Below are 18,821 nucleotides of genomic sequence, written 5' to 3' on the forward strand. Positions count from 1 at the left end.
TGAATCCATGACTACATCGACTGTTAAAACAAACCTGCTGGGTCTGACCCAGCCGGAAATGGAAAAATTCTTCGACTCAATCGGGGAGAAGCGTTTCCGTGCCGGTCAGGTAATGAAATGGATTCACCACTTTGGCGTCGATGATTTCGACGCCATGACGAACGTCAGCAAAGCCTTGCGCGACAAGCTCAAGGCCATTGCTGAAGTACGTGGTCCGGAAGTGGTCAGCGAGGACATCTCCAGCGACGGCACCCGTAAATGGGTGGTGCGCGTGGCGTCCGGCAGTTGCGTCGAGACCGTGTACATTCCCCAGGGCAAACGCGGCACTTTGTGCGTTTCGTCCCAGGCAGGCTGTGCCCTGGACTGCAGTTTCTGCTCCACCGGCAAGCAAGGCTTCAACAGCAACCTCACCGCCGCCGAAGTCATCGGTCAGGTGTGGATTGCCAACAAATCTTTCGGCAGCGTCCCGGCCACCGTCGACCGCGCCATCACCAACGTGGTGATGATGGGCATGGGCGAGCCGTTGCTGAACTTCGACAACGTCGTCGCCGCCATGCATCTGATGATGGATGACCTCGGCTACGGGATCTCCAAGCGCCGCGTGACCCTGTCCACCTCGGGTGTGGTGCCGATGATCGATGAGCTGGCCAAGCACATCGACGTATCCCTGGCGTTGTCGCTGCACGCACCGAATGACGCATTGCGTAACCAATTGGTGCCGATCAACAAGAAGTATCCGCTTAAGATGCTGCTCGAGTCGTGCCAGCGCTACATGTCCGCCCTTGGCGAAAAACGTGTGCTGACCATCGAGTACACCTTGCTCAAGGACGTCAATGACAAGCTTGAGCACGCCGTGGAAATGATCGAGCTGCTTAAAGACATCCCGTGCAAGATCAACCTGATTCCATTCAACCCGTTCCCGCACTCCGGGTACGAGCGGCCGAGCAACAATGCCATCCGCCGCTTCCAGGATCAGTTGCATCAGGCCGGTTTCAACGTCACTGTCCGCACCACCCGTGGTGAAGACATTGATGCTGCATGTGGTCAATTGGTAGGGCAGGTGCTGGATCGCACCCGTCGCAGCGAACGTTACATCGCCGTGCGCGAGTTGAGCGCCGACAGCGATCTGGCACAGAACGCCGCGAACACAAATTAAGAGAGGATCTCTATGTCCCTGCGCTTTGCGCTGCTATTGCTGTTGGCCAGCCTGTGCGCTGGTTGTGTCCTGTCGGGTGACTACAACCCGATGAAGACCAGCAAGGGCCGCGATGAAGCGCGGGCAGCCTACGTGCAGTTGGGGCTGGGCTACCTGCAGCAAGGCATGACCGAACGCGCCAAGGTGCCGCTGAAAAAGGCGCTGGATCTGGACAGTTCGGATCCCGACGCCAATGCGGCCCTCGGTCTGGTGTTTCAGGCAGAGATGGAGCCTGCACTGGCCGACGAGCACTTTCGCAAGGCCCTGTCTTCCCGTCCCGCCGATGCGCGCATCCTCAACAACTACGGCAGTTTTCTCTACGAAGAACAGCGCTACAAGGAAGCCTACGAGCGTTTTGAACAAGCGGCCGCCGATACCCTGTATCCTGAGCGTTCGCGGGTCTTCGAAAACCTCGGCATGACCGCCGCCAAGCTTGGCCAGCGTGATCTGGCGCAGCAACAGCTGGAAAAAGCCCTGCGCCTGAACCGCCAACAACCGCGCGCATTGCTGGAAATGGCTGAGTTGTCCTTCGAAGACAGGCATTATGTGCCCGCGCGTGACTATTACGACCGTTTCAGCCAGCTGACCGAACAAAATGCACGTAGTCTATTGCTCGGCGTTCGGCTGGCAAAAGTGTTTGAAGATCGCGACAAGGCAGCCAGTTACGGTCTGCAATTAAAACGACTCTATCCCGGTACGCCGGAATATCAGCAATACCTGTCGGAGCAATGATGAAAGCGGCGCATCCCGAAGTTGTAGCAGCGAATCGCGTAAATCCCGGTGAGACCCTGCGCCAGGCCCGCGAAAGCAATGGCTGGTCGCTGGCCGAAGTGGCCCTCAAGCTCAACCTCACCGTGACGTCCCTGAGCAATCTTGAAGCCGGCGCTTTCGACAAGCTGCCGGGGCATACCTTCGCTCGCGGTTACATTCGCGCCTATGCCAAATTGCTCGGCATGGACCAGACCGTTCTGGTTCAGCAGTTCGACCAGTCCACCGGCACCGACTCCCAGGGCAGCAACGTTCACGCCCTCGGTCGTATCGAGGAGCCGGTGCGGGTCTCCCACACCATTTTGCGTATCGTCAGCCTGTTGCTGCTGATCGCAGTCATCGGCGGCGGTTTCGTCTGGTGGCAGGATCAGACTTCGCAACGCACCCGCGATCTGACCAGCCTCGCGCCAGAACACGTCGAAGTCGAAGGCGCCGACGGCACCACGCAGATCCACCCGATCGACGAGCCGGAAGATCAGGCTGTCGCTGAAAATCAGGCCGACAATTCGACTTCGCTGGCCTTGCCGCAGTCGGAAACCAGTGCTGAATCGACCGGCGCCGAATCCGCTGCGCCAGCGACCGAGCCAGCTGCCCCGGCAGTTGCGCCAAGCGCACCGGCACAGACGCCTGCGCCAGTGGTGGCGGCTCCGGCCACTCCAGCACCGAATGTCCCAGCGACACCTGCCCCTACCGTGACCGCTCCAGCAGCAACCGCTGAAGTAGCCGCTCCGGTTGCCGGCGAAGGCCAGGTGCAGCTGCAGTTCACCGGCGATTGCTGGGCACAGGTGACCGATGGCCGTGGCAAAGTGATTTTCAGTGGTCTGAAGCATAAAGGCGACAGCGTGAGTGTTTCCGGCAAGCCGCCGCTTGCCGTACGTCTGGGCGTTGCCCGCGCGGCACAGGTCAGCTACAACGGCCAACCGGTCGACATCGCTCCGTTCACCAGTGGCGAGACTGCTCGCCTGAAGTTGGGTCAATAAGTCATGCACGGCGAATCTCCAATCAAACGTCGCGAATCGCGCAAGATCTGGGTCGGCAACGTACCGGTGGGCGGCGACGCGCCGATCGCTGTGCAGAGCATGACCAACAGCGACACCAATGACGTGGCCGCGACCGTGGCGCAGATCAACCGTCTGGAAGCTGCCGGCGTCGACATCGTTCGCGTCTCGGTACCGGACATGGACGCCGCTGAGGCGTTCGGCAGGATCAAGCAACTGGTCAAAGTGCCGTTGGTGGCCGACATTCACTTCGACTACAAGATCGCCTTGCGCGTGGCTGAGCTGGGCGTCGACTGCCTGCGTATCAACCCGGGCAACATCGGTCGCGAAGACCGCGTGCGTGCGGTGGTCGATGCGGCGCGTGATCGCGGCATTCCGATCCGCATCGGCGTCAACGCCGGCTCCCTGGAAAAAGACCTGCAGAAGAAATACGGCGAGCCGACCCCGGCGGCGCTGGTCGAATCCGCGCTGCGTCACGTCGAGCACCTCGAACGCCTGAATTTCCAGGACTTCAAGGTCAGCGTGAAGGCCTCCGACGTGTTCATGGCCGTCGAAGCCTACCGCTTGCTGGCCAAGGAAATCGTCCAGCCGCTGCACCTGGGTATCACCGAAGCCGGTGGTTTGCGTTCGGGCACGGTGAAATCCGCCGTGGGCCTAGGTATGCTGCTCGCCGAAGGGATTGGCGATACTATCCGCATCTCGCTGGCGGCCGATCCGGTCGAGGAAGTGAAGGTCGGTTACGACATTCTCAAGTCTTTGCATCTGCGTTCCCGTGGCATCAACTTCATCGCCTGCCCGAGCTGCTCGCGGCAGAACTTCGATGTGGTCAAGACCATGAACGAGCTGGAAGGGCGCCTTGAAGACCTGCTGGTGCCGCTGGATGTCGCGGTGATCGGTTGCGTGGTCAACGGCCCCGGCGAAGCCAAGGAAGCCCATATCGGCTTGACCGGCGGCACGCCAAACCTGATTTACATCGACGGCAAGCCGTCGCAGAAGCTGACGAATGACAATCTGGTGGACGAGCTGGAAAAGCTGATCCGCCAGAAAGCGGCCGAAAAGGTCGAAGCTGACGCTGCCGTTATCGCGCGCGGCTGATCGAACGAATTAAGGAAATTTTGTGAGCAAGTCTCTGCAAGCCATTCGTGGCATGAACGACATCCTGCCCGAACAGACCCCGCTGTGGCGTTATTTCGAAGGCACTGTGGCGCGTCTGCTGGATAACTACGGTTACAAGCAGATCCGCATGCCGATCGTCGAGTTCACCGAGCTGTTCAAACGCTCGATCGGCGAAGTCACCGATATCGTCGAAAAAGAGATGTACACCTTCGAAGACCGCAATGGCGACTCCCTGACCCTGCGTCCGGAAGGCACCGCGGCCTGCGTGCGCGCAGTGCTCGAACACGGCATCACCGGCGGCGGTCAGGTGCAGAAACTCTGGTACATCGGCCCGATGTTCCGCCACGAGCGTCCGCAGAAAGGCCGTTATCGCCAGTTCCACCAGATCGGTCTGGAGGTGTTCAACCTCGACGGTCCGGACATCGACGCCGAGCTGATCATCATGACCTGGCGCCTGTGGGGCGAGCTGGGCATTCGTGATGCGGTCAAGCTCGAACTCAACAGCCTCGGCACCAGCGAATCCCGTGGTCGCTATCGTGAAGCGCTGGTCGAGTACCTCTCGGGGCACCACGACAAGCTCGACGAAGACAGCCAGCGTCGCCTAAAGACCAACCCGCTGCGCGTGCTCGACACGAAAAATGCCGACACCCAGGCCGTGCTGGTCGATGCGCCGAAAATGGCCGATTACCTCGACGACGAGTCCCGCGCTCACTTCGAAGGCCTGAAGGCGCGTCTGGATGCCGTTGGCATTCCCTACGTGCTCAACCCGAAACTGGTGCGCGGCCTCGATTACTACAGCAAAACCGTTTTCGAATGGGTCACCGACAAGCTCGGCGCCCAGGGCACCGTGTGCGCGGGCGGCCGTTACGACGGTCTGGTCGAGCAGATGGGCGGCAAGCCAACCCCGGGCGTCGGTTTCGCCATGGGCATCGAACGTCTGGTCCTGATGCTCGAAACCCTCGAGCAGATCCCGCAAGAAATTGCCCGTCAGGTCGACGTCTACCTCTGCGCCTTTGGTGAAGAAGCCGAGCTGGCCGGTCTGGCCCTGGCTGAACGGGTACGCGATCAACTTCCAAACCTGCGCCTGCAAGTCAATGCCGGCGCCGGCAGTTTCAAAAGCCAGTTCAAGAAGGCCGACAAGAGCGGTGCGCTGTACGCATTGATCCTCGGTGACGACGAAATGGCCCAGCAAGTGGTAGGTTTCAAACCCCTGCGTGGCCAGGGCGAACAACAAAGCATTGCCTGGGATGCGCTCGCCGCTCACCTGGCCACCTGCGTCGTGCAGGGTTGAAGCTGTCTTAACAGCCGATTTAGCGATTAAGGAGTATTGGGGTGTCGAGTACCGAAGACGAACAGTTGGCGGATTTGAAGGACTGGTGGACACGCAACGGCAAACCTCTGGTCACCGGCGGCCTGTTGGCGCTGGTCATCGTGTTCGGCTGGCAGGCATATCACAAGTACCAGAGCAACCAGTCGCAAGGCGCCTCGGTGCTCTATCAGCAATTGCTGGAAACCACGCTGACGCCTGACGGCAAGCCTGATGCCGCCCGCGTTGCGGATCTGGCCGGCAAGCTCAACAGCGAATACGGCGGTTCGGCCTACGCGCAGTACGGCAGCCTGTTCGTTGCCAAAGTAGCGGTCGACAGCGGCGAGCTGGACGACGCGGCAACCGAACTCAAAGCCATCGTCGACAAACCGGCCAACCCGGCGCTGGGCGAAATCGCCCGTCAGCGTCTGGCGCAGGTGCTCGGCGCGCAGGACAAGGCTGAAGATGCCCTGAAACTGCTCGACGGCGATGCCGACAAAGCGTTCCTGGCCACTCGCGAAGAACTCAAGGGCGACCTGCTGGTGCGCTTGGGCCGTACCGATGACGCGAACAAGGCGTATCAAAAAGCCAAGGCGGCACTGTCGGATGAAGCGGCGGTCGGTGGCCTTCAAATCAAGCTCGACGACCTGGCCAAAGGGGATGCGTGACGTGATCCGTTGGAAGCATGCAGCATTGCTGGCTCTGGCCCTTCTGGCCGCGGGTTGCAGCAGCAACAGCAAGAAAGAATTGCCACCGGCCGAACTGACCGACTTCAAAGAAGAAGTGGTTCTGCACAAGCAGTGGAGCCGCTCGATCGGTGACGGTCAGGGCGAAACCTACAACATGCTGGTGCCGGCGATCGACGGCGACACCATCTACGCCGCCGATGTCACTGGTGTGGTGATGGCGCTGGATCGCAGCAACGGCGACGTGAAGTGGGACCAGGATCTGGAACTGCCTGTCTCCGGCGCTGTTGGCGTGGGTTACGGCCTGGTACTGATCGGTACGCTGCGTGGCGAAGTCGTTGCTCTCGATACCAGCAATGGTGAAGAGAAGTGGCGTGCCCGCGTCAACAGTGAAGTCCTCGCGCCGCCGGCCAACAACGGCGACGTGGTGGTGGTGCAGACCCAGGATGATCGTCTGATCGGTCTGGACGCTGCCACCGGCAACCAGCGCTGGGTGTATGACAGCACCCCGGCGGTCCTGACCCTGCGTGGCACCAGTGCTCCGCTGGTGACCAACCGTCTGGCGGTAGCTGGTCTGTCGACTGGTAAAGTGGTCGCGCTGGACATCTCCAACGGCGTGCCGGTCTGGGAGCAACGCATCGCCATTCCACAGGGTCGTTCGGAACTGGAGCGCGTGGTCGACATCGACGGCGGTCTGCTGCTGTCCGGCGGCACCCTGTACGTAGCCAGCTATCAGGGTCGCGTTGCGGCGCTGGATCTGGAAAGCGGTCGTCAACTGTGGCAGCGCGATGCGTCGAGCTACGCCGGTATCGCTCAAGGTTTCGGCAGCGTCTACGTCAGCCTGTCCTCGGGCACCGTTGAAGGCGTCGACGAGCGTTCGACCACCGCACTGTGGAGCAACGACTCGCTGGCTCGCCGTCAACTGTCGGCACCGGAAGTGTTCTCCAGCTACGTAGCTGTGGGTGACCTGGAAGGTTATCTGCATCTGCTGAGTCAGGTCGACGGTCGTTTCGTCGGCCGTGAGCGCATCGACAGCGACGGCCTGCGTGCCCGTCCGCTGGTGGTGGGCGACACGATTTATGTGTATGGCAACAGCGGCAAACTGGAAGCCCTGACCATCAAGTAACAACTATGCTTGGGGTTATCCCCAAGCGGCCCTGCATCTGCAGGGTTTGCAGCGCCCCCGGGTGTTGCCCCGAGCACCAGCCGCTGCCTCGCAGCGGCTTTTGTATTTTCTGAAATAACGCAGTGGAGAGCCGCATGGTTCCCGTAATCGCCCTGGTGGGCCGACCGAACGTCGGCAAGTCCACCTTGTTCAACCGCCTGACCAGGACTCGTGACGCCATCGTCGGCGACCTGTCCGGTCTGACCCGTGATCGCCAGTACGGTGAGGCCAAGTGGCAAGGGCGTTCCTACATTCTGATCGACACCGGCGGTATCTCCGGTGACGAACATGGTATGGACGAAAAAATGGCCGAGCAGTCGCTGCTGGCCATCGAAGAAGCCGATGTGGTGCTGTTTCTGGTAGATGCCAAGGCCGGTTTTACCGCTGCCGACCAGATGATCGCCGAGCATTTGCGCAAACGTAACAAGCGTTCCCACGTGGTTGCCAACAAGGTCGACAACATCGACCCGGAAATGGCCCGCGCCGAATTCGCCCCGCTGGGCATGGGCCACGCGATCCCGATCGCCGGCGCCCACGGCCGCGGCATCACGCAACTGCTGGAAGCCGCTCTGAGCGAATTCCCGCGCGATGACGACGAGCCGGCTGAAGGTGAAGAGGAAGAAGTCGTCGCCGAAGGCGAGGAAGCCAAGCGCATTCCTGGCCCGAGCGAGAAAGACGGGATCAAGATCGCCATCATCGGTCGTCCGAACGTCGGCAAGTCGACCCTGGTCAACCGCATGCTCGGTGAAGACCGCGTCATCGTGTATGACCAGCCGGGCACCACCCGCGACAGCATCTACATTCCGTTCGAACGCAATGAAGAGAAGTACACGCTGATCGACACCGCTGGTGTGCGCAAGCGCGGCAAAATCCACGAAGAAGTCGAAAAATTCTCCGTGGTCAAAACCCTGCAGGCGATCAAAGACGCCAACGTGGTGATCTTCGTCATGGACGCCCGCGAGGGCGTGGTCGATCACGACCTGAACCTGCTGGGCTTCGCGATCGAATCCGGTCGTGCGCTGGTCATCGCGATCAACAAGTGGGACGGCATGACGCCGAGCGAGCGCGACTTCGTCAAGGTCGAGCTGCAACGCCGGCTGTTCTTCGTCGACTACGCCGACATTCACTTCATCTCGGCGTTGCACGGCACGGGCGTGGGCAACCTCTACGCTTCGGTGCAGAACTCGTTCAAGTCCGCGGTCACCCGCTGGCCGACCAACCGCCTCACCCAGATTCTGGAAGATGCGGTGGGCGAGCACGCGCCACCGATGGTCAACAACCGCCGGATCAAGCTGCGTTACGCTCACCTCGGTGGCGCGAATCCGCCGATCATCGTGATCCACGGTAACCAGATCGAGAAAGTGCCGAAGTCGTACGTGCGCTATCTGGAAAACACTTACCGCCGTGTGCTGAAGCTGGTCGGTACGCCGATCCGCATCGAGTTCAAGGGTGGCGAAAACCCGTACGAAGGCAACAAGAACACGCTGACCGACCGCCAGGTCAACAAGAAGCGTCGCTTGATGTCGCACAACAAGAAAGCCAGCAAGAAGCGCCGCGACAAGAAGTGATTTATCACTTCGTGTAGGAGCTGCCGAAGGCTGCGATCTTTTGATTTTGCTTTTACGACAAGATCAAAAGATCGCAGCCTACGGCAACTCCTGCAGGGTTCGGCGATAAGAAGGGTGCCAATTGGCGCCCTTTTTTTATGGGCGCCGGATGGGCTATCCTCGGGCTCTCCCGCGCCGTCGTCAGAGCCGGGTGTTGAGCAGAGAACTCCCGATGATCACCAGCAAGCTGCCGAATGTCGGCATCACTATTTTCACGCAGATGTCTCAGCTCGCGGCGCAGACCGGCGCGATCAACCTGTCCCAGGGTTTCCCGGATTTCGACGGGCCGCAGTCGTTGCGTGATGCGGTCGGGCGACATATCGCCAGTGGCCATAACCAGTATTCGCCGATGACCGGATTGCCGGCGTTGCGTCAGCAGATCGCGGCCAAGATCGCCCGCAGCTACGGCGTGACTGTCGATGCCGATCACGAAGTGACGGTAACGCCCGGCGCAACTCAGGCAATCTTCTGCGCGATTCAGGCCGTTATCCACAGCGGCGACGAAGTCATCGTGTTCGATCCGTGCTACGACAGCTATGCACCGGCCACGGAGCTGGCGGGTGGTCGTTGCGTGCATGTGCAGCTGAAACCGGACGATTTCTCCATCGATTTCGACCAGCTCGCAGCGGCCCTCAGTCCGCGGACGAAAATGATCGTCATCAACACCCCGCACAACCCCAGCGGCGCATTGATCAGCCGCGACGAGCTCGATCAACTGGCGGCGTTGATCCGTGATCGCGACATCTACCTGATCAGCGACGAAGTCTACGAACACCTGGTGTTCGACGGCGTACCGCATGTCAGCGTGCTGGCCCATGAAGAGCTGTATCAGCGCGCGTTCGTGGTCAGCTCGTTCGGCAAGACTTACCACGTCACTGGCTGGAAAACCGGCTACGTCGTGGCGCCGCCAGCGCTGACGGCCGAGTTGCGCAAGGTGCATCAGTACGTGAGCTTCTGTGGCGTGACACCGCTGCAATACGCGCTGGCCGACTACATGGCCGAGCACCCGGAGCACGTTGAAGAGTTGCCGGGCTTCTATCAGGCCAAGCGCGATCTGTTCTGCGATCTGCTCGCGCCGTCGCGCTTCAGCTTCACCCGTGTCAGTGGCACCTATTTCCAGCTGGTCGATTATTCGCAGATCCGTCCTGATCTGAGTGATGTCGACATGGCCATGTGGATGACCCGCGAACACGGTGTCGCGAGCATTCCGGTGTCGGTGTTCTACCAGAATCCACCGCAAGGCCAGCGCCTGATACGCCTGTGCTTTGCCAAACGCGAGGAGACGCTGCGTGAAGCGGCGGCGAAACTATGCGTGATCTGAGTGCGTTGCCAGACCTGACTCTGGCGCTGATCCAGACCAGCCTGGCCTGGCATGACCGCCAGGCCAACCTCGAGCATTTCGAGCTGTTGCTGGAGCAGGCCCGTGGTGCTGATCTGATCATTCTCCCGGAGATGTTCACCACCGGTTTTTCCATGGAATCGGAAACCCTCGCCGAAGCCGAAAACGGCCCCACCAGCAAATGGTTGCGGGCGCAGGCGGCGAAGTTCGATGCGGTCATCACTGGTAGCGTGATCATTCAGGCGGCTGACGGCAGCCATCGCAATCGCCTGCTGTGGGCGCGGCCGGACGGCGAAGTGCTGCATTACGACAAGCGCCACCTGTTCCGCATGGCCGGCGAGCACAACCATTACACCCCGGGCGAGCGTCAGGTGCAGTTCGAGCTCAAGGGCTGGCGGATTCGGCCGCTGATCTGCTACGACCTGCGGTTCCCGGTGTGGAGCCGCGACGCGCAGGACACCGATCTGCTGCTGTACACCGCGAACTGGCCGGGTGCGCGGCGTTTGCACTGGAATCGTCTGTTGCCGGCGCGAGCGATTGAAAACCTCTGTTATGTGGCGGCGGTGAATCGGATTGGCAGCGACGGCAAGGGTTTCGCTTATACCGGCGATAGTCAGGTGCTGGATTTCCAGGGTGAGACCCTGCTGGCGGCGGGGGAGGCGGATGGCGTGTTCAAGGTGGTTCTGGAAGCGGCGTCGCTGGCGGCGTATCGCGAGCGCTTCCCGGCGAACCTGGATGCCGACACTTTCGAGTTCACCTGAAAAGCAAAAGATCGCAGCCTTCGGCAGCTCCTACAGGATGTACGCCGTCCCAATGTAGGAGCTGCCGAAGGCTGCGATCCTTTGATCTACAAAGAAAAGGCCCCGGAGTTCGCACTCAGGGGCCTTTCGCATTTCAGCGGTCGATTACGCCGCTTTCGCCTCTGGCTGGCTCAACGAGCGATTCAACGCGCTGAACAGCGCCTTGAAGCTCGCCGTGGTGATGTTTTCATCGATGCCCACGCCGTGCACCGCACGCTCACCATTCACCCGCAGCTCGATGTAAGCCGCCGCTTTGGCGTTGGTGCCTGCGCCAATCGCGTGTTCGTTGTAGTCCATGATTTCCACCGGAATCGGCAGACCGGCGACCAGGGCTTCCAGCGCGCCGTTGCCCTTGCCGCGCCAGTGCAGGTTGGTTTCGCCCTGACCTTTGCTCGCCACTTCCACTTCGACGGCGCTGTTGCCGTTTTCTTCCTGCAGGCGATGGCTGACCAATGCGTACGGAGTGTTGGCTTGCAGGTATTCGCTGATCAACAGCGAATGAATCTGCTTGGCGGTCATCTCCAGGCCCAGGCGATCGGTTTCACGCTGCACGACCTGGCTGAACTCGATCTGCATGCGCCGTGGCAGGCTGATGCCGTACTCCTGTTCCAGCAGGTAAGCGATGCCGCCCTTGCCCGACTGGCTGTTGACGCGGATCACCGCCTCGTAGCTGCGGCCGATGTCGGCCGGGTCGATCGGCAGATACGGCACTTCCCACAGGGTGTCCGGTTTCTGCTGGGCGAAGCCTTTGCGGATCGCGTCCTGGTGCGAGCCGGAGAACGCGGTGTGGACCAGGTCGCCAACGTACGGATGACGCGGGTGCACCTGAATCTGGTTGCACTCTTCGACGACTTTGCGCACGCCGTCAATGTCGGAGAAGTCCAGCTCAGGATCCACGCCCTGGGTGTACATGTTCAACGCGACGGTGACGAGGTCGACGTTACCGGTGCGCTCGCCATTGCCGAACAGGCAGCCTTCGACACGGTCGGCGCCGGCCATCAGGCCCAGCTCGGTGGCGGCCACACCAGTGCCGCGGTCGTTGTGGGTGTGCAGGCTGATGATCACGCTGTCACGACGGTTGATGTTGCGGCCGAACCACTCGATCTGGTCGGCGTAAACGTTCGGCGTCGCGCATTCAACGGTGGCCGGCAGGTTGAGGATCATCTTGCGCTCAGGCGTCGGGTTCCACACCTCGATCACGGCGTCACAGACTTCCTTGGCGAATTCCAGCTCGGTGGCGCTGAAGGTTTCCGGCGAGTATTCAAAGGTCCACTCGGTTTCCGGCTGCAGGGCGGCGTATTTGACGAACAGCTTGGCCGCGTTGACCGCGATGGCCTTGATGCCGTCCTTGTCCTGATTGAAGACGATACGACGGAAAGAAGGCGAGGTGGCGTTGTACAAGTGGACGATGGCTTTCTTCGCCCCGCGCAGGGACTCGAAGGTGCGCTCGATCAGGTCTTCACGGCCCTGGGTCAGCACCTGAATGGTGGTGTCGTCCGGGATGTGGCCCTCTTCGATCAGCGTACGCACGAAGTCGAAGTCGGTTTGCGACGCGGCCGGGAACGACGCCTCGATTTCCTTCACACCTACCTGTACGAGGGTTTTCCAGAAGCGCAGCTTCTTCGCCGCGTCCATTGGCTCGATCAGCGACTGATTGCCGTCACGCAGGTCGGAGCTGCACCAGATCGGCGCGGCGTCGATGGTTTTCGACGGCCAGGTGCGATCCGGCAGGTTGATGACGGGAAATGCGCGGTATTTCGAAGACGGGTCTTTGAGCATGCTCATCGGGAAATTCCTTGTTGTCTGGGCCGAAAAGAGGCGGCCTGCCGGTTGAACGAATGTTCTTGGAAAAGCGTAGGACGAGGCGCAGCGATTCAGCCTGGCAGTCGTGCGCTGACGAGGCACAGGCTGCGGTGCTGGCGAAGCTGAATGAGGGTGTGAGAGGTTTTCATGGCTTCAACCCTAACCGCGAGGGGAAAGGATGGCAAGCAGTCGAAAAAAATTGAGAGGAATACCCGGAAAGCGGGATTTTTCAGGAATTTATTGCGCTTAAGGCGGTGGAAGTTATTGATATTTGCGTAAGGCTAGATTGGGGCGCAATTGAGTTTTTTGAGATTCATTGAGTATGGCGGTGTGTTATAGGCCGCCTTCGCGAGCAGGCTCGCTCCCACAGGGAATCTTTGTTGTGAATAAGATCCAGTGTGGGAGCGAGCCTGCTCGCGAAGAGGCCGGTCGCCTCAACACATATTCAAGGTTGGAAAGCGCCAATGAAAATCGCCGGATCCACCCGCGCATCATTCAGGCTGACATTCCAGTGCATGTGCGGCCCGGTCGCCCGGCCAGTCGCACCGACCTTGCCCACCACCGCGCCGCGGGCAAGTTGCTGGCCGTTCTTCACGTCGATCTTCGACATATGGCAGAACATGCTGATAAAGCCCTGGCCGTGGTCAACAAAGACCGTGTTGCCGTTGAAGAAGTAATTGCCGATCAGAATCACCTTGCCCGCCGCCGGGGTCTTGATTGGCGTGCCCGCTGGCACTGCGAAATCGAGTCCGGCGTGAGGATTGCGCTCTTCGCCGTTGAAGAAACGACGCACACCGAACTTGCTCGACAGCGGCCCGTTGACCGGTTTGTCCAGCAGCAGATTGCTCGGCGTGTTCGGGCTGAAACTGCGGTAAGCCGCGATCTGTTCCGCCAGTTCGCCTTCAATGCGCTTGAGATTGTCGGCGTTCGGGTTGACCTGCTGTTTGTTCTTCAGGGTGATGTGCTGTTCCGGGTATTTCTTGCTGCCGACGGTGAACGGCAGATTGCGCCCGCCACTGCTGATCTGCTGCGCGCCGGGCTTGACCGTGAGCGGTACGCCTACGATCGCCAGCCAGTTGTTCTGTTCTTTGACCACTAACACCGGTTTGCCCTGATAGGTGGCTTTCGGTGCTTGCGCGGCAGTGCCGAGATCCACCACGGCGACGCCGCCCGGCACCGGTTTGTTCAGCAGCCGGGTGATGTAACTGTCGGCTTGGGCGTTGAAAGTCAGGCAGAGCAACAGCAGCGGAGCGAGAAAACGCGGCATGGATCAGTCCAGTAAAGAAAGGGTGACGGGCGTCAGGTGATTGTCCTCTACGCGCACTTGCAGTTCGCCTTCGCCCAGCTTGGCTTTCAGGCGCTGGCCGGTGTGGGTCTGCGCGGCGTTGCGGATCGCGTGGCCACGCTCGTCGAGCAAAATGCTGTAACCGCGACCGAGGGTCGCCAACGGGCTGACCACGTGCAGGGTCTGCATCTGACTGTGCAATTGCTGACGACGCTGTTTCAAAGCATCGCGCATGGCCCGGGGCAGGCGTTCGGCGAGGCTGTCGAGACGCTGGCGGAGCATCGCCAGTTGGCGCCCCGGATGTTGCCCGGCGAGGCGGGTTTCCAGACGAATCAGGCGTTCGCGACGGGTATTGAGACTGCGCTCGAAAGCCCGACGCATGCGCATGTCCAGATCATCCAGACGTTGCGCCTGCTGGCGCAGACGTTCGCCGGGATGGCGCAACCGTCGCGCCATGCCTTCCAGACGCAGGCGATCACGCATCAAGCGATCACGCATGCGCATTACCAGGCGGCGATGCAGGCTTTCGACTTGGCGAATCAGATGGCTGGAATCCGGAGCGAGCAGTTCGGCAGCGGCCGAGGGCGTCGGTGCGCGGACGTCGGCGACAAAGTCGCTGATCGACACATCGGTTTCATGGCCGACGGCGCTGACGATCGGGGTGACGCAGGCATCGACCGCGCGGGCCACAGCTTCTTCGTTGAAGCACCAGAGGTCCTCCAGCGAGCCGCCGCCACGGGCGAGAATCAGCGCATCGAAGCCGCGGGCATCGGCCATTTTCAGCGCGCGGACAATCTGCGCGGTGGCCTCGCGGCCCTGCACAGCGGTGGGAATCAGGGTCAGTTGCACTTGCGGCGCACGGCGGCGGAATACGCTGATGATGTCGCGAATTACCGCGCCGGTCGGCGAACTGATGATGCCGATGCGTTGCGGATGCGCGGGCAGCGGCACCTTGCGTTCGGCACTGAACAGGCCTTCCGCGCTGAGCTTTTCCTTCAGCGCATCGAAGGCCAGACGCAGCGCGCCGTCACCGGCAGGCTCGACGGTGTCGAGGATCAGTTGATAGTCGCCGCGACCTTCGAACAGCGAAACCTTGCCGCGCACCTTGACCGCCAGGCCATCCTTCAGCGCCTGGCGCACGCGCGCGGCGTTCTGTCGGAACAACGCGCAACGCACCTGCGCGCCGCTGTCCTTGAGCGTGAAGTAGACGTGGCCGGACGCCGGACGCGCGAGGTTGGAGATTTCGCCTTCGACCCAGATATTGCTGAACACGTCTTCGAGCAACACCCGCGCGCGGCCGTTGAGCTGGCTGACGGTCAGGACTTCACGGTCCAGGCCAAGTCTTGCAAAGGGATCTTTAATCATGGGGCGCAGTTTAAAGGCATTCTTCTGCTCATTGCACGAACCCTGTAGGAGCTGTCGAGTGCAACGAGGCTGCGATCTTTTGATCTTGCTTTTTCAAGAGCAAGATCAAAAGATCGCAGCCTTCGGCAGCTCCTACAGGGGAGTATTGGCGACTCAATAAGGAAATGCATTGATGAGCGTGATGGAGCTGTTGGGCACATGGTCGTGGGGCGCTGGCGGTTGGGCGGTGATCGGTCTGGGCATTGCCCTGGCCTACATCGTGTTCGGCATCGCCGGTTTCGGCACGGCGCTGGTGGCGGGGCCGATTCTGATTCTGTTCATGCCGCTGTCGAAAATCGTGCCGTTGCTGGTACTGCTGGATTTCGTCGCGGCGTTCGGCAATCTGCTGCCCTCGCGGCGGGACGTCGCCAGGCCGGAATTGCTCAGGCTGCTGCCGTGCATGGCGATCGGCTGCACGCTGGGAGTGATCTTCCTGCTGAACCTGAAATCCGATCTGTTGCTGCTGTTGATGGGGCTGTTTATCAGCGCTTATGCGGTTTACAGCCTGTGGGTGAAAGCCCGGCCGACGCAGTTGTCGGCGGCGTGGGCGGTGCCGATGGGCACGGTGGGCGGGTTGTTCGGCGCGTTGTTTGGCAGTGGCGGCTTTCTTTATGCGATCTATCTGAACAGCCGACTGCCCAAGGAGGCAGCGCGGGCCACGCAAAGTGCCTTGATCAGTTGCAGCACCGTGGTGCGCTTGAGCCTGTTCGTCATCGCCGGTGTGTATGCCGAGCTAGCCTTGTTGATGCTGGCGCTGTGTCTGTTGCCAGCCATGGCGCTGGGCTTGTGGATCGGTCGGCGCTTGACGATGAAGTTGTCACGCGAGGCATTTGTGCGGCTGGTGACGTGGCTGGTGCTGGCCAGCGGAGTTGCGTTGATCATGCGCTATTTCAGCACTTGACCGGATTTCTTCAGGGATTAAGCTGCCGGCCGCAGTTTCCCTGTAGGAGTGAGCCTGCTCGCGATAGCTGTGGCTCAGGCACAGCGATGTTGGCTGATCCACCGCTATCGCGAGCAGGCTCACTCCTACAGGGGTATCCCGATATTTTCAGCAGGCTCCACCATGAACACGCAAAGCATCATCGTCCCGAAAATCTCCACCTTGCCGGTGCACGAGCCCCGGGCACGGGCGATCGTGCGCTGGCTGGTGCGCAAGAACATCGTCGAAGAACAGCTGACCACCTGCGGTCGCACCGGCAATCGCATGGCTCACGCGATCGCCGAGGGCGCACGCGCTGTCGTTCTGCATCCCGAAGCGCTGCCATTCGGCGAGCCGGTCAATGGCCTGGAAATCATCACCAAACGATGCATCTACACGCCGGCCAAGGGCTTTCTTGAAGAGGCCGGTTGCGCCGAGTGCCGACGTGAAGTGGGTGAGGCGCTGTTCGAAAGTCTCGAAGAATGGTTTCCAGGCCGCACCGACAATTTCACCTGCCCGGAATGCGGGCATGAAGACGACATCAACGGCTTTCTGTTTTTGCAGGAATGCGCGTTTTCCAATCTCGGCTTCATTTTCAACAATTGGCTGGAGGCGGGGTTCAAGCAGAGCTTTATCGACGAGTTCGCCGACTGGCTCGATCAACCCGTAAGTTGGGTAAAGGTCGAGCTCTGATCCCTGTAGGAGCTGCCGAAGGCTGCGATCTTTTGATCTTGCCTTTGAAAAGCAAAGTCAAAAGATCGCAGCCTTCGGCAGCTCCTACAGAAAGCGGGGTTTCCCATCTATCAATTAGGCTGAGTTTTACATTGAACAGCAGGGGGTGTCTGACTATAATGGCGCGCTTCCATTTTCCCGCTCGGGAGCCCCCGCGATGCTGCGTATCAGCCAAGAAGCTCTGACATTCGACGACATTCTCCTAGTGCCCGGTTATTCCGAGGTGCTTCCCAACGAAGTCAGTCTCAAGACCCGTCTTACCCGTGGCATCGAACTGAATATTCCTCTGGTTTCTGCCGCCATGGACACCGTTACTGAAGCCCGTCTGGCAATCGCCATGGCTCAGGAAGGTGGCATCGGCATCATCCACAAGAACATGACCATCGAGCAGCAAGCTGCCGAAGTGCGCAAGGTCAAGAAGTTCGAAGCCGGTGTGGTCAAGGATCCCATCACCATCGAGGCCGATGCCACGGTGCGTGATCTGTTCGAACTGACCCGTCTGCACAATATTTCCGGCGTTCCGGTACTGCACGATGGCGACCTGGTCGGCATCGTCACTTCCCGCGACGTACGTTTCGAGAACCGTCTGGAAGCCACTGTCCGCGAAGTGATGACGCCTAAAGAGCGTCTGGTCACGGTCAAGGAAGGCGCCGACAAGAACGACGTGCGCGAGCTGCTGCACAAGCACCGCATCGAGCGCGTGCTGATCGTCGACGACAAATTCGCCCTCAAAGGCATGATGACCGTCAACGATATCGAAAAAGCCAAAGCCTACCCGCTGGCCAGCAAGGATGACCAAGGTCGTCTGCGCGTTGGCGCTGCGGTCGGCACCGGTAAAGACACTGGTGATCGCGTGACCGCACTGGTCAACGCCGGCGTGGACGTGGTGGTGGTCGACACCGCACACGGTCACTCCAAAGGCGTGATCGACCGCGTACGCTGGGTCAAAGAGAACTTCCCTGAAGTGCAGGTGATCGGCGGCAACATCGCCACCGGCGCCGCTGCCAAGGCTCTGGCCGAAGCGGGCGCCGACGCCGTCAAGGTCGGTATCGGCCCTGGCTCGATCTGCACTACCCGTATCGTCGCCGGTGTCGGCGTGCCGCAAATCAGTGCCATCGCCAACGTCGCCGCCGCCCTTGAAGGCACCGGCGTACCGTTGATCGCCGACGGCGGTATCCGGTTCTCCGGTGACCTGTCCAAGGCCATCGTCGCCGGTGCGTCCTGCGTGATGATGGGCTCGATGTTCGCCGGTACCGAAGAGGCCCCGGGCGAGATCGAATTGTTCCAGGGTCGTTCGTACAAGGCTTATCGCGGCATGGGTTCGCTGGGCGCCATGTCCCAGGCCCAGGGCTCGTCCGACCGTTACTTCCAGGACTCCTCCGCAGGCGCCGAGAAACTGGTTCCGGAAGGCATCGAGGGCCGTGTGCCGTACAAAGGCACCCTGAGCGCGATCATTCACCAGTTGATGGGCGGCCTGCGTTCCTCGATGGGCTACACCGGCAGCGCCAACATCGAAGAAATGCGCACCAAGCCCGAGTTCGTGCGGATCACCGGTGCCGGCATGGCCGAATCCCACGTTCACGACGTGCAGATCACCAAGGAAGCGCCAAACTACCGCGTAGGTTGAGGCTTCCAGCAAAACGTTAAATCACCGGGGCTGTTCATTCAGCCCCGAGTTGTTTCTGATTCACTACATGA

At 60.6% G+C, this 18,821-nt stretch carries 16 protein-coding genes; 13 read left to right on the plus strand and 3 right to left on the minus strand.

Translation table 11 applies throughout. The features are described from left to right. The first annotated feature begins 7 nt into the window (after positions 1-7). From rlmN to AC0Z4S_RS24490, 10 genes are all read left to right on the plus strand, one after another. Entirely contained in the window at positions 8-1,156 is a 1,149-nt protein-coding gene (rlmN, locus tag AC0Z4S_RS24445; protein WP_024014215.1) for a dual-specificity RNA methyltransferase RlmN, read from the plus strand. Between the two features lie 12 nt (positions 1,157-1,168). Continuing rightward, entirely contained in the window at positions 1,169-1,927 is a 759-nt protein-coding gene (gene pilW / locus AC0Z4S_RS24450; RefSeq protein WP_253495684.1) for a type IV pilus biogenesis/stability protein PilW, read from the plus strand. Beyond that, on the plus strand, positions 1,927-2,943 hold the full coding sequence (locus AC0Z4S_RS24455) for a RodZ domain-containing protein (RefSeq protein ID WP_485624883.1): 1,017 nt from the start codon (positions 1,927-1,929) through the stop codon (positions 2,941-2,943). Before pilW ends, AC0Z4S_RS24455 begins: the two co-directional genes overlap by 1 nt. A gap of 3 nt (positions 2,944-2,946) precedes the next feature. Further along, positions 2,947-4,056 (plus strand): flavodoxin-dependent (E)-4-hydroxy-3-methylbut-2-enyl-diphosphate synthase, encoded by a 1,110-nt coding sequence (gene ispG, locus AC0Z4S_RS24460; protein WP_042608337.1) that lies wholly within the window; start codon positions 2,947-2,949, stop codon positions 4,054-4,056. A 22-nt stretch (positions 4,057-4,078) separates the two neighbouring features. Next, on the plus strand, positions 4,079-5,368 hold the full coding sequence (hisS, locus tag AC0Z4S_RS24465; protein ID WP_485624884.1) for a histidine--tRNA ligase: 1,290 nt from the start codon (positions 4,079-4,081) through the stop codon (positions 5,366-5,368). A gap of 41 nt (positions 5,369-5,409) precedes the next feature. Beyond that, positions 5,410-6,051, plus strand: a complete 642-nt coding sequence (locus AC0Z4S_RS24470) for a tetratricopeptide repeat protein (RefSeq protein ID WP_485624885.1) — start codon at positions 5,410-5,412, stop codon at positions 6,049-6,051. Continuing rightward, positions 6,044-7,195, plus strand: coding sequence for an outer membrane protein assembly factor BamB (gene bamB / locus AC0Z4S_RS24475; protein ID WP_039761439.1), 1,152 nt, complete (start codon positions 6,044-6,046; stop codon positions 7,193-7,195). The genes AC0Z4S_RS24470 and bamB overlap by 8 nt, the downstream gene beginning before the upstream one ends. Before the next feature lie 134 nt (positions 7,196-7,329). After that, positions 7,330-8,802: a ribosome biogenesis GTPase Der gene (gene der / locus AC0Z4S_RS24480; protein WP_024014210.1), complete on the plus strand. Its 1,473-nt coding sequence runs from the start codon at positions 7,330-7,332 to the stop codon at positions 8,800-8,802. A 211-nt stretch (positions 8,803-9,013) separates the two neighbouring features. Further along, positions 9,014-10,162: a pyridoxal phosphate-dependent aminotransferase gene (locus AC0Z4S_RS24485; protein WP_485624887.1), complete on the plus strand. Its 1,149-nt coding sequence runs from the start codon at positions 9,014-9,016 to the stop codon at positions 10,160-10,162. Next, positions 10,150-10,941, plus strand: a complete 792-nt coding sequence (locus AC0Z4S_RS24490) for an amidohydrolase (protein WP_485624889.1) — start codon at positions 10,150-10,152, stop codon at positions 10,939-10,941. Before AC0Z4S_RS24485 ends, AC0Z4S_RS24490 begins: the two co-directional genes overlap by 13 nt. 144 nt (positions 10,942-11,085) lie before the next feature. On the opposite strand, the gene leuA is transcribed toward AC0Z4S_RS24490, so the two are convergent. From leuA to xseA, 3 genes are all read right to left on the minus strand, one after another. Beyond that, entirely contained in the window at positions 11,086-12,765 is a 1,680-nt protein-coding gene (gene leuA / locus AC0Z4S_RS24495; RefSeq protein ID WP_485624891.1) for a 2-isopropylmalate synthase, read from the minus strand. A 463-nt stretch (positions 12,766-13,228) separates the two neighbouring features. Continuing rightward, a complete protein-coding gene (locus AC0Z4S_RS24500; protein ID WP_253495673.1) occupies positions 13,229-14,050 on the minus strand; it encodes a peptidoglycan DD-metalloendopeptidase family protein in 822 nt (273 codons plus the stop codon). 3 nt (positions 14,051-14,053) lie between these two features. Beyond that, positions 14,054-15,433, minus strand: coding sequence for an exodeoxyribonuclease VII large subunit (gene xseA / locus AC0Z4S_RS24505; protein ID WP_024014206.1), 1,380 nt, complete (start codon positions 15,431-15,433; stop codon positions 14,054-14,056). 172 nt (positions 15,434-15,605) lie between these two features. Between xseA and AC0Z4S_RS24510 the strand changes: the two genes are divergently transcribed. From AC0Z4S_RS24510 to guaB, 3 genes are all read left to right on the plus strand, one after another. Continuing rightward, positions 15,606-16,373, plus strand: coding sequence for a sulfite exporter TauE/SafE family protein (locus AC0Z4S_RS24510; RefSeq protein ID WP_485624893.1), 768 nt, complete (start codon positions 15,606-15,608; stop codon positions 16,371-16,373). A gap of 162 nt (positions 16,374-16,535) precedes the next feature. Then, complete coding sequence (locus tag AC0Z4S_RS24515; protein ID WP_485624894.1) at positions 16,536-17,084, plus strand: sugar ABC transporter ATPase; 549 nt, start codon at positions 16,536-16,538, stop codon at positions 17,082-17,084. Positions 17,085-17,280: 196 nt separating this feature from the next. Then, the gene (gene guaB, locus AC0Z4S_RS24520) at positions 17,281-18,750 is read left to right on the plus strand and encodes an IMP dehydrogenase (protein ID WP_016773343.1); all 1,470 of its coding nucleotides are present in this window, start codon (positions 17,281-17,283) and stop codon (positions 18,748-18,750) included. Positions 18,751-18,821: the final 71 nt, after the last annotated feature.

It is taken from the genome of Pseudomonas sp. 1L-B-1-E-C1, from assembly GCF_057291835.1.

Bases quoted from the DNA above. Each gene is read 5' to 3' on its own strand.
- rlmN (WP_024014215.1), top strand. From the start codon at position 8: ATGACTACATCGACTGTTAAAACAAACCTGCTGGGTCTGACCCAGCCG.
- pilW (WP_253495684.1), top strand. From the start codon at position 1,169: ATGTCCCTGCGCTTTGCGCTGCTATTGCTGTTGGCCAGCCTGTGCGCT.
- AC0Z4S_RS24455 (WP_485624883.1), top strand. From the start codon at position 1,927: ATGAAAGCGGCGCATCCCGAAGTTGTAGCAGCGAATCGCGTAAATCCC.
- ispG (WP_042608337.1), top strand. From the start codon at position 2,947: ATGCACGGCGAATCTCCAATCAAACGTCGCGAATCGCGCAAGATCTGG.
- bamB (WP_039761439.1), top strand. From the start codon at position 6,044: ATGCGTGACGTGATCCGTTGGAAGCATGCAGCATTGCTGGCTCTGGCC.
- der (WP_024014210.1), top strand. From the start codon at position 7,330: ATGGTTCCCGTAATCGCCCTGGTGGGCCGACCGAACGTCGGCAAGTCC.
- AC0Z4S_RS24485 (WP_485624887.1), top strand. From the start codon at position 9,014: ATGATCACCAGCAAGCTGCCGAATGTCGGCATCACTATTTTCACGCAG.
- AC0Z4S_RS24490 (WP_485624889.1), top strand. From the start codon at position 10,150: ATGCGTGATCTGAGTGCGTTGCCAGACCTGACTCTGGCGCTGATCCAG.
- leuA (WP_485624891.1), bottom strand. From the start codon at position 12,765: ATGAGCATGCTCAAAGACCCGTCTTCGAAATACCGCGCATTTCCCGTC.
- AC0Z4S_RS24500 (WP_253495673.1), bottom strand. From the start codon at position 14,050: ATGCCGCGTTTTCTCGCTCCGCTGCTGTTGCTCTGCCTGACTTTCAAC.
- xseA (WP_024014206.1), bottom strand. From the start codon at position 15,433: ATGATTAAAGATCCCTTTGCAAGACTTGGCCTGGACCGTGAAGTCCTG.
- AC0Z4S_RS24510 (WP_485624893.1), top strand. From the start codon at position 15,606: ATGAGCGTGATGGAGCTGTTGGGCACATGGTCGTGGGGCGCTGGCGGT.
- AC0Z4S_RS24515 (WP_485624894.1), top strand. From the start codon at position 16,536: ATGAACACGCAAAGCATCATCGTCCCGAAAATCTCCACCTTGCCGGTG.
- guaB (WP_016773343.1), top strand. From the start codon at position 17,281: ATGCTGCGTATCAGCCAAGAAGCTCTGACATTCGACGACATTCTCCTA.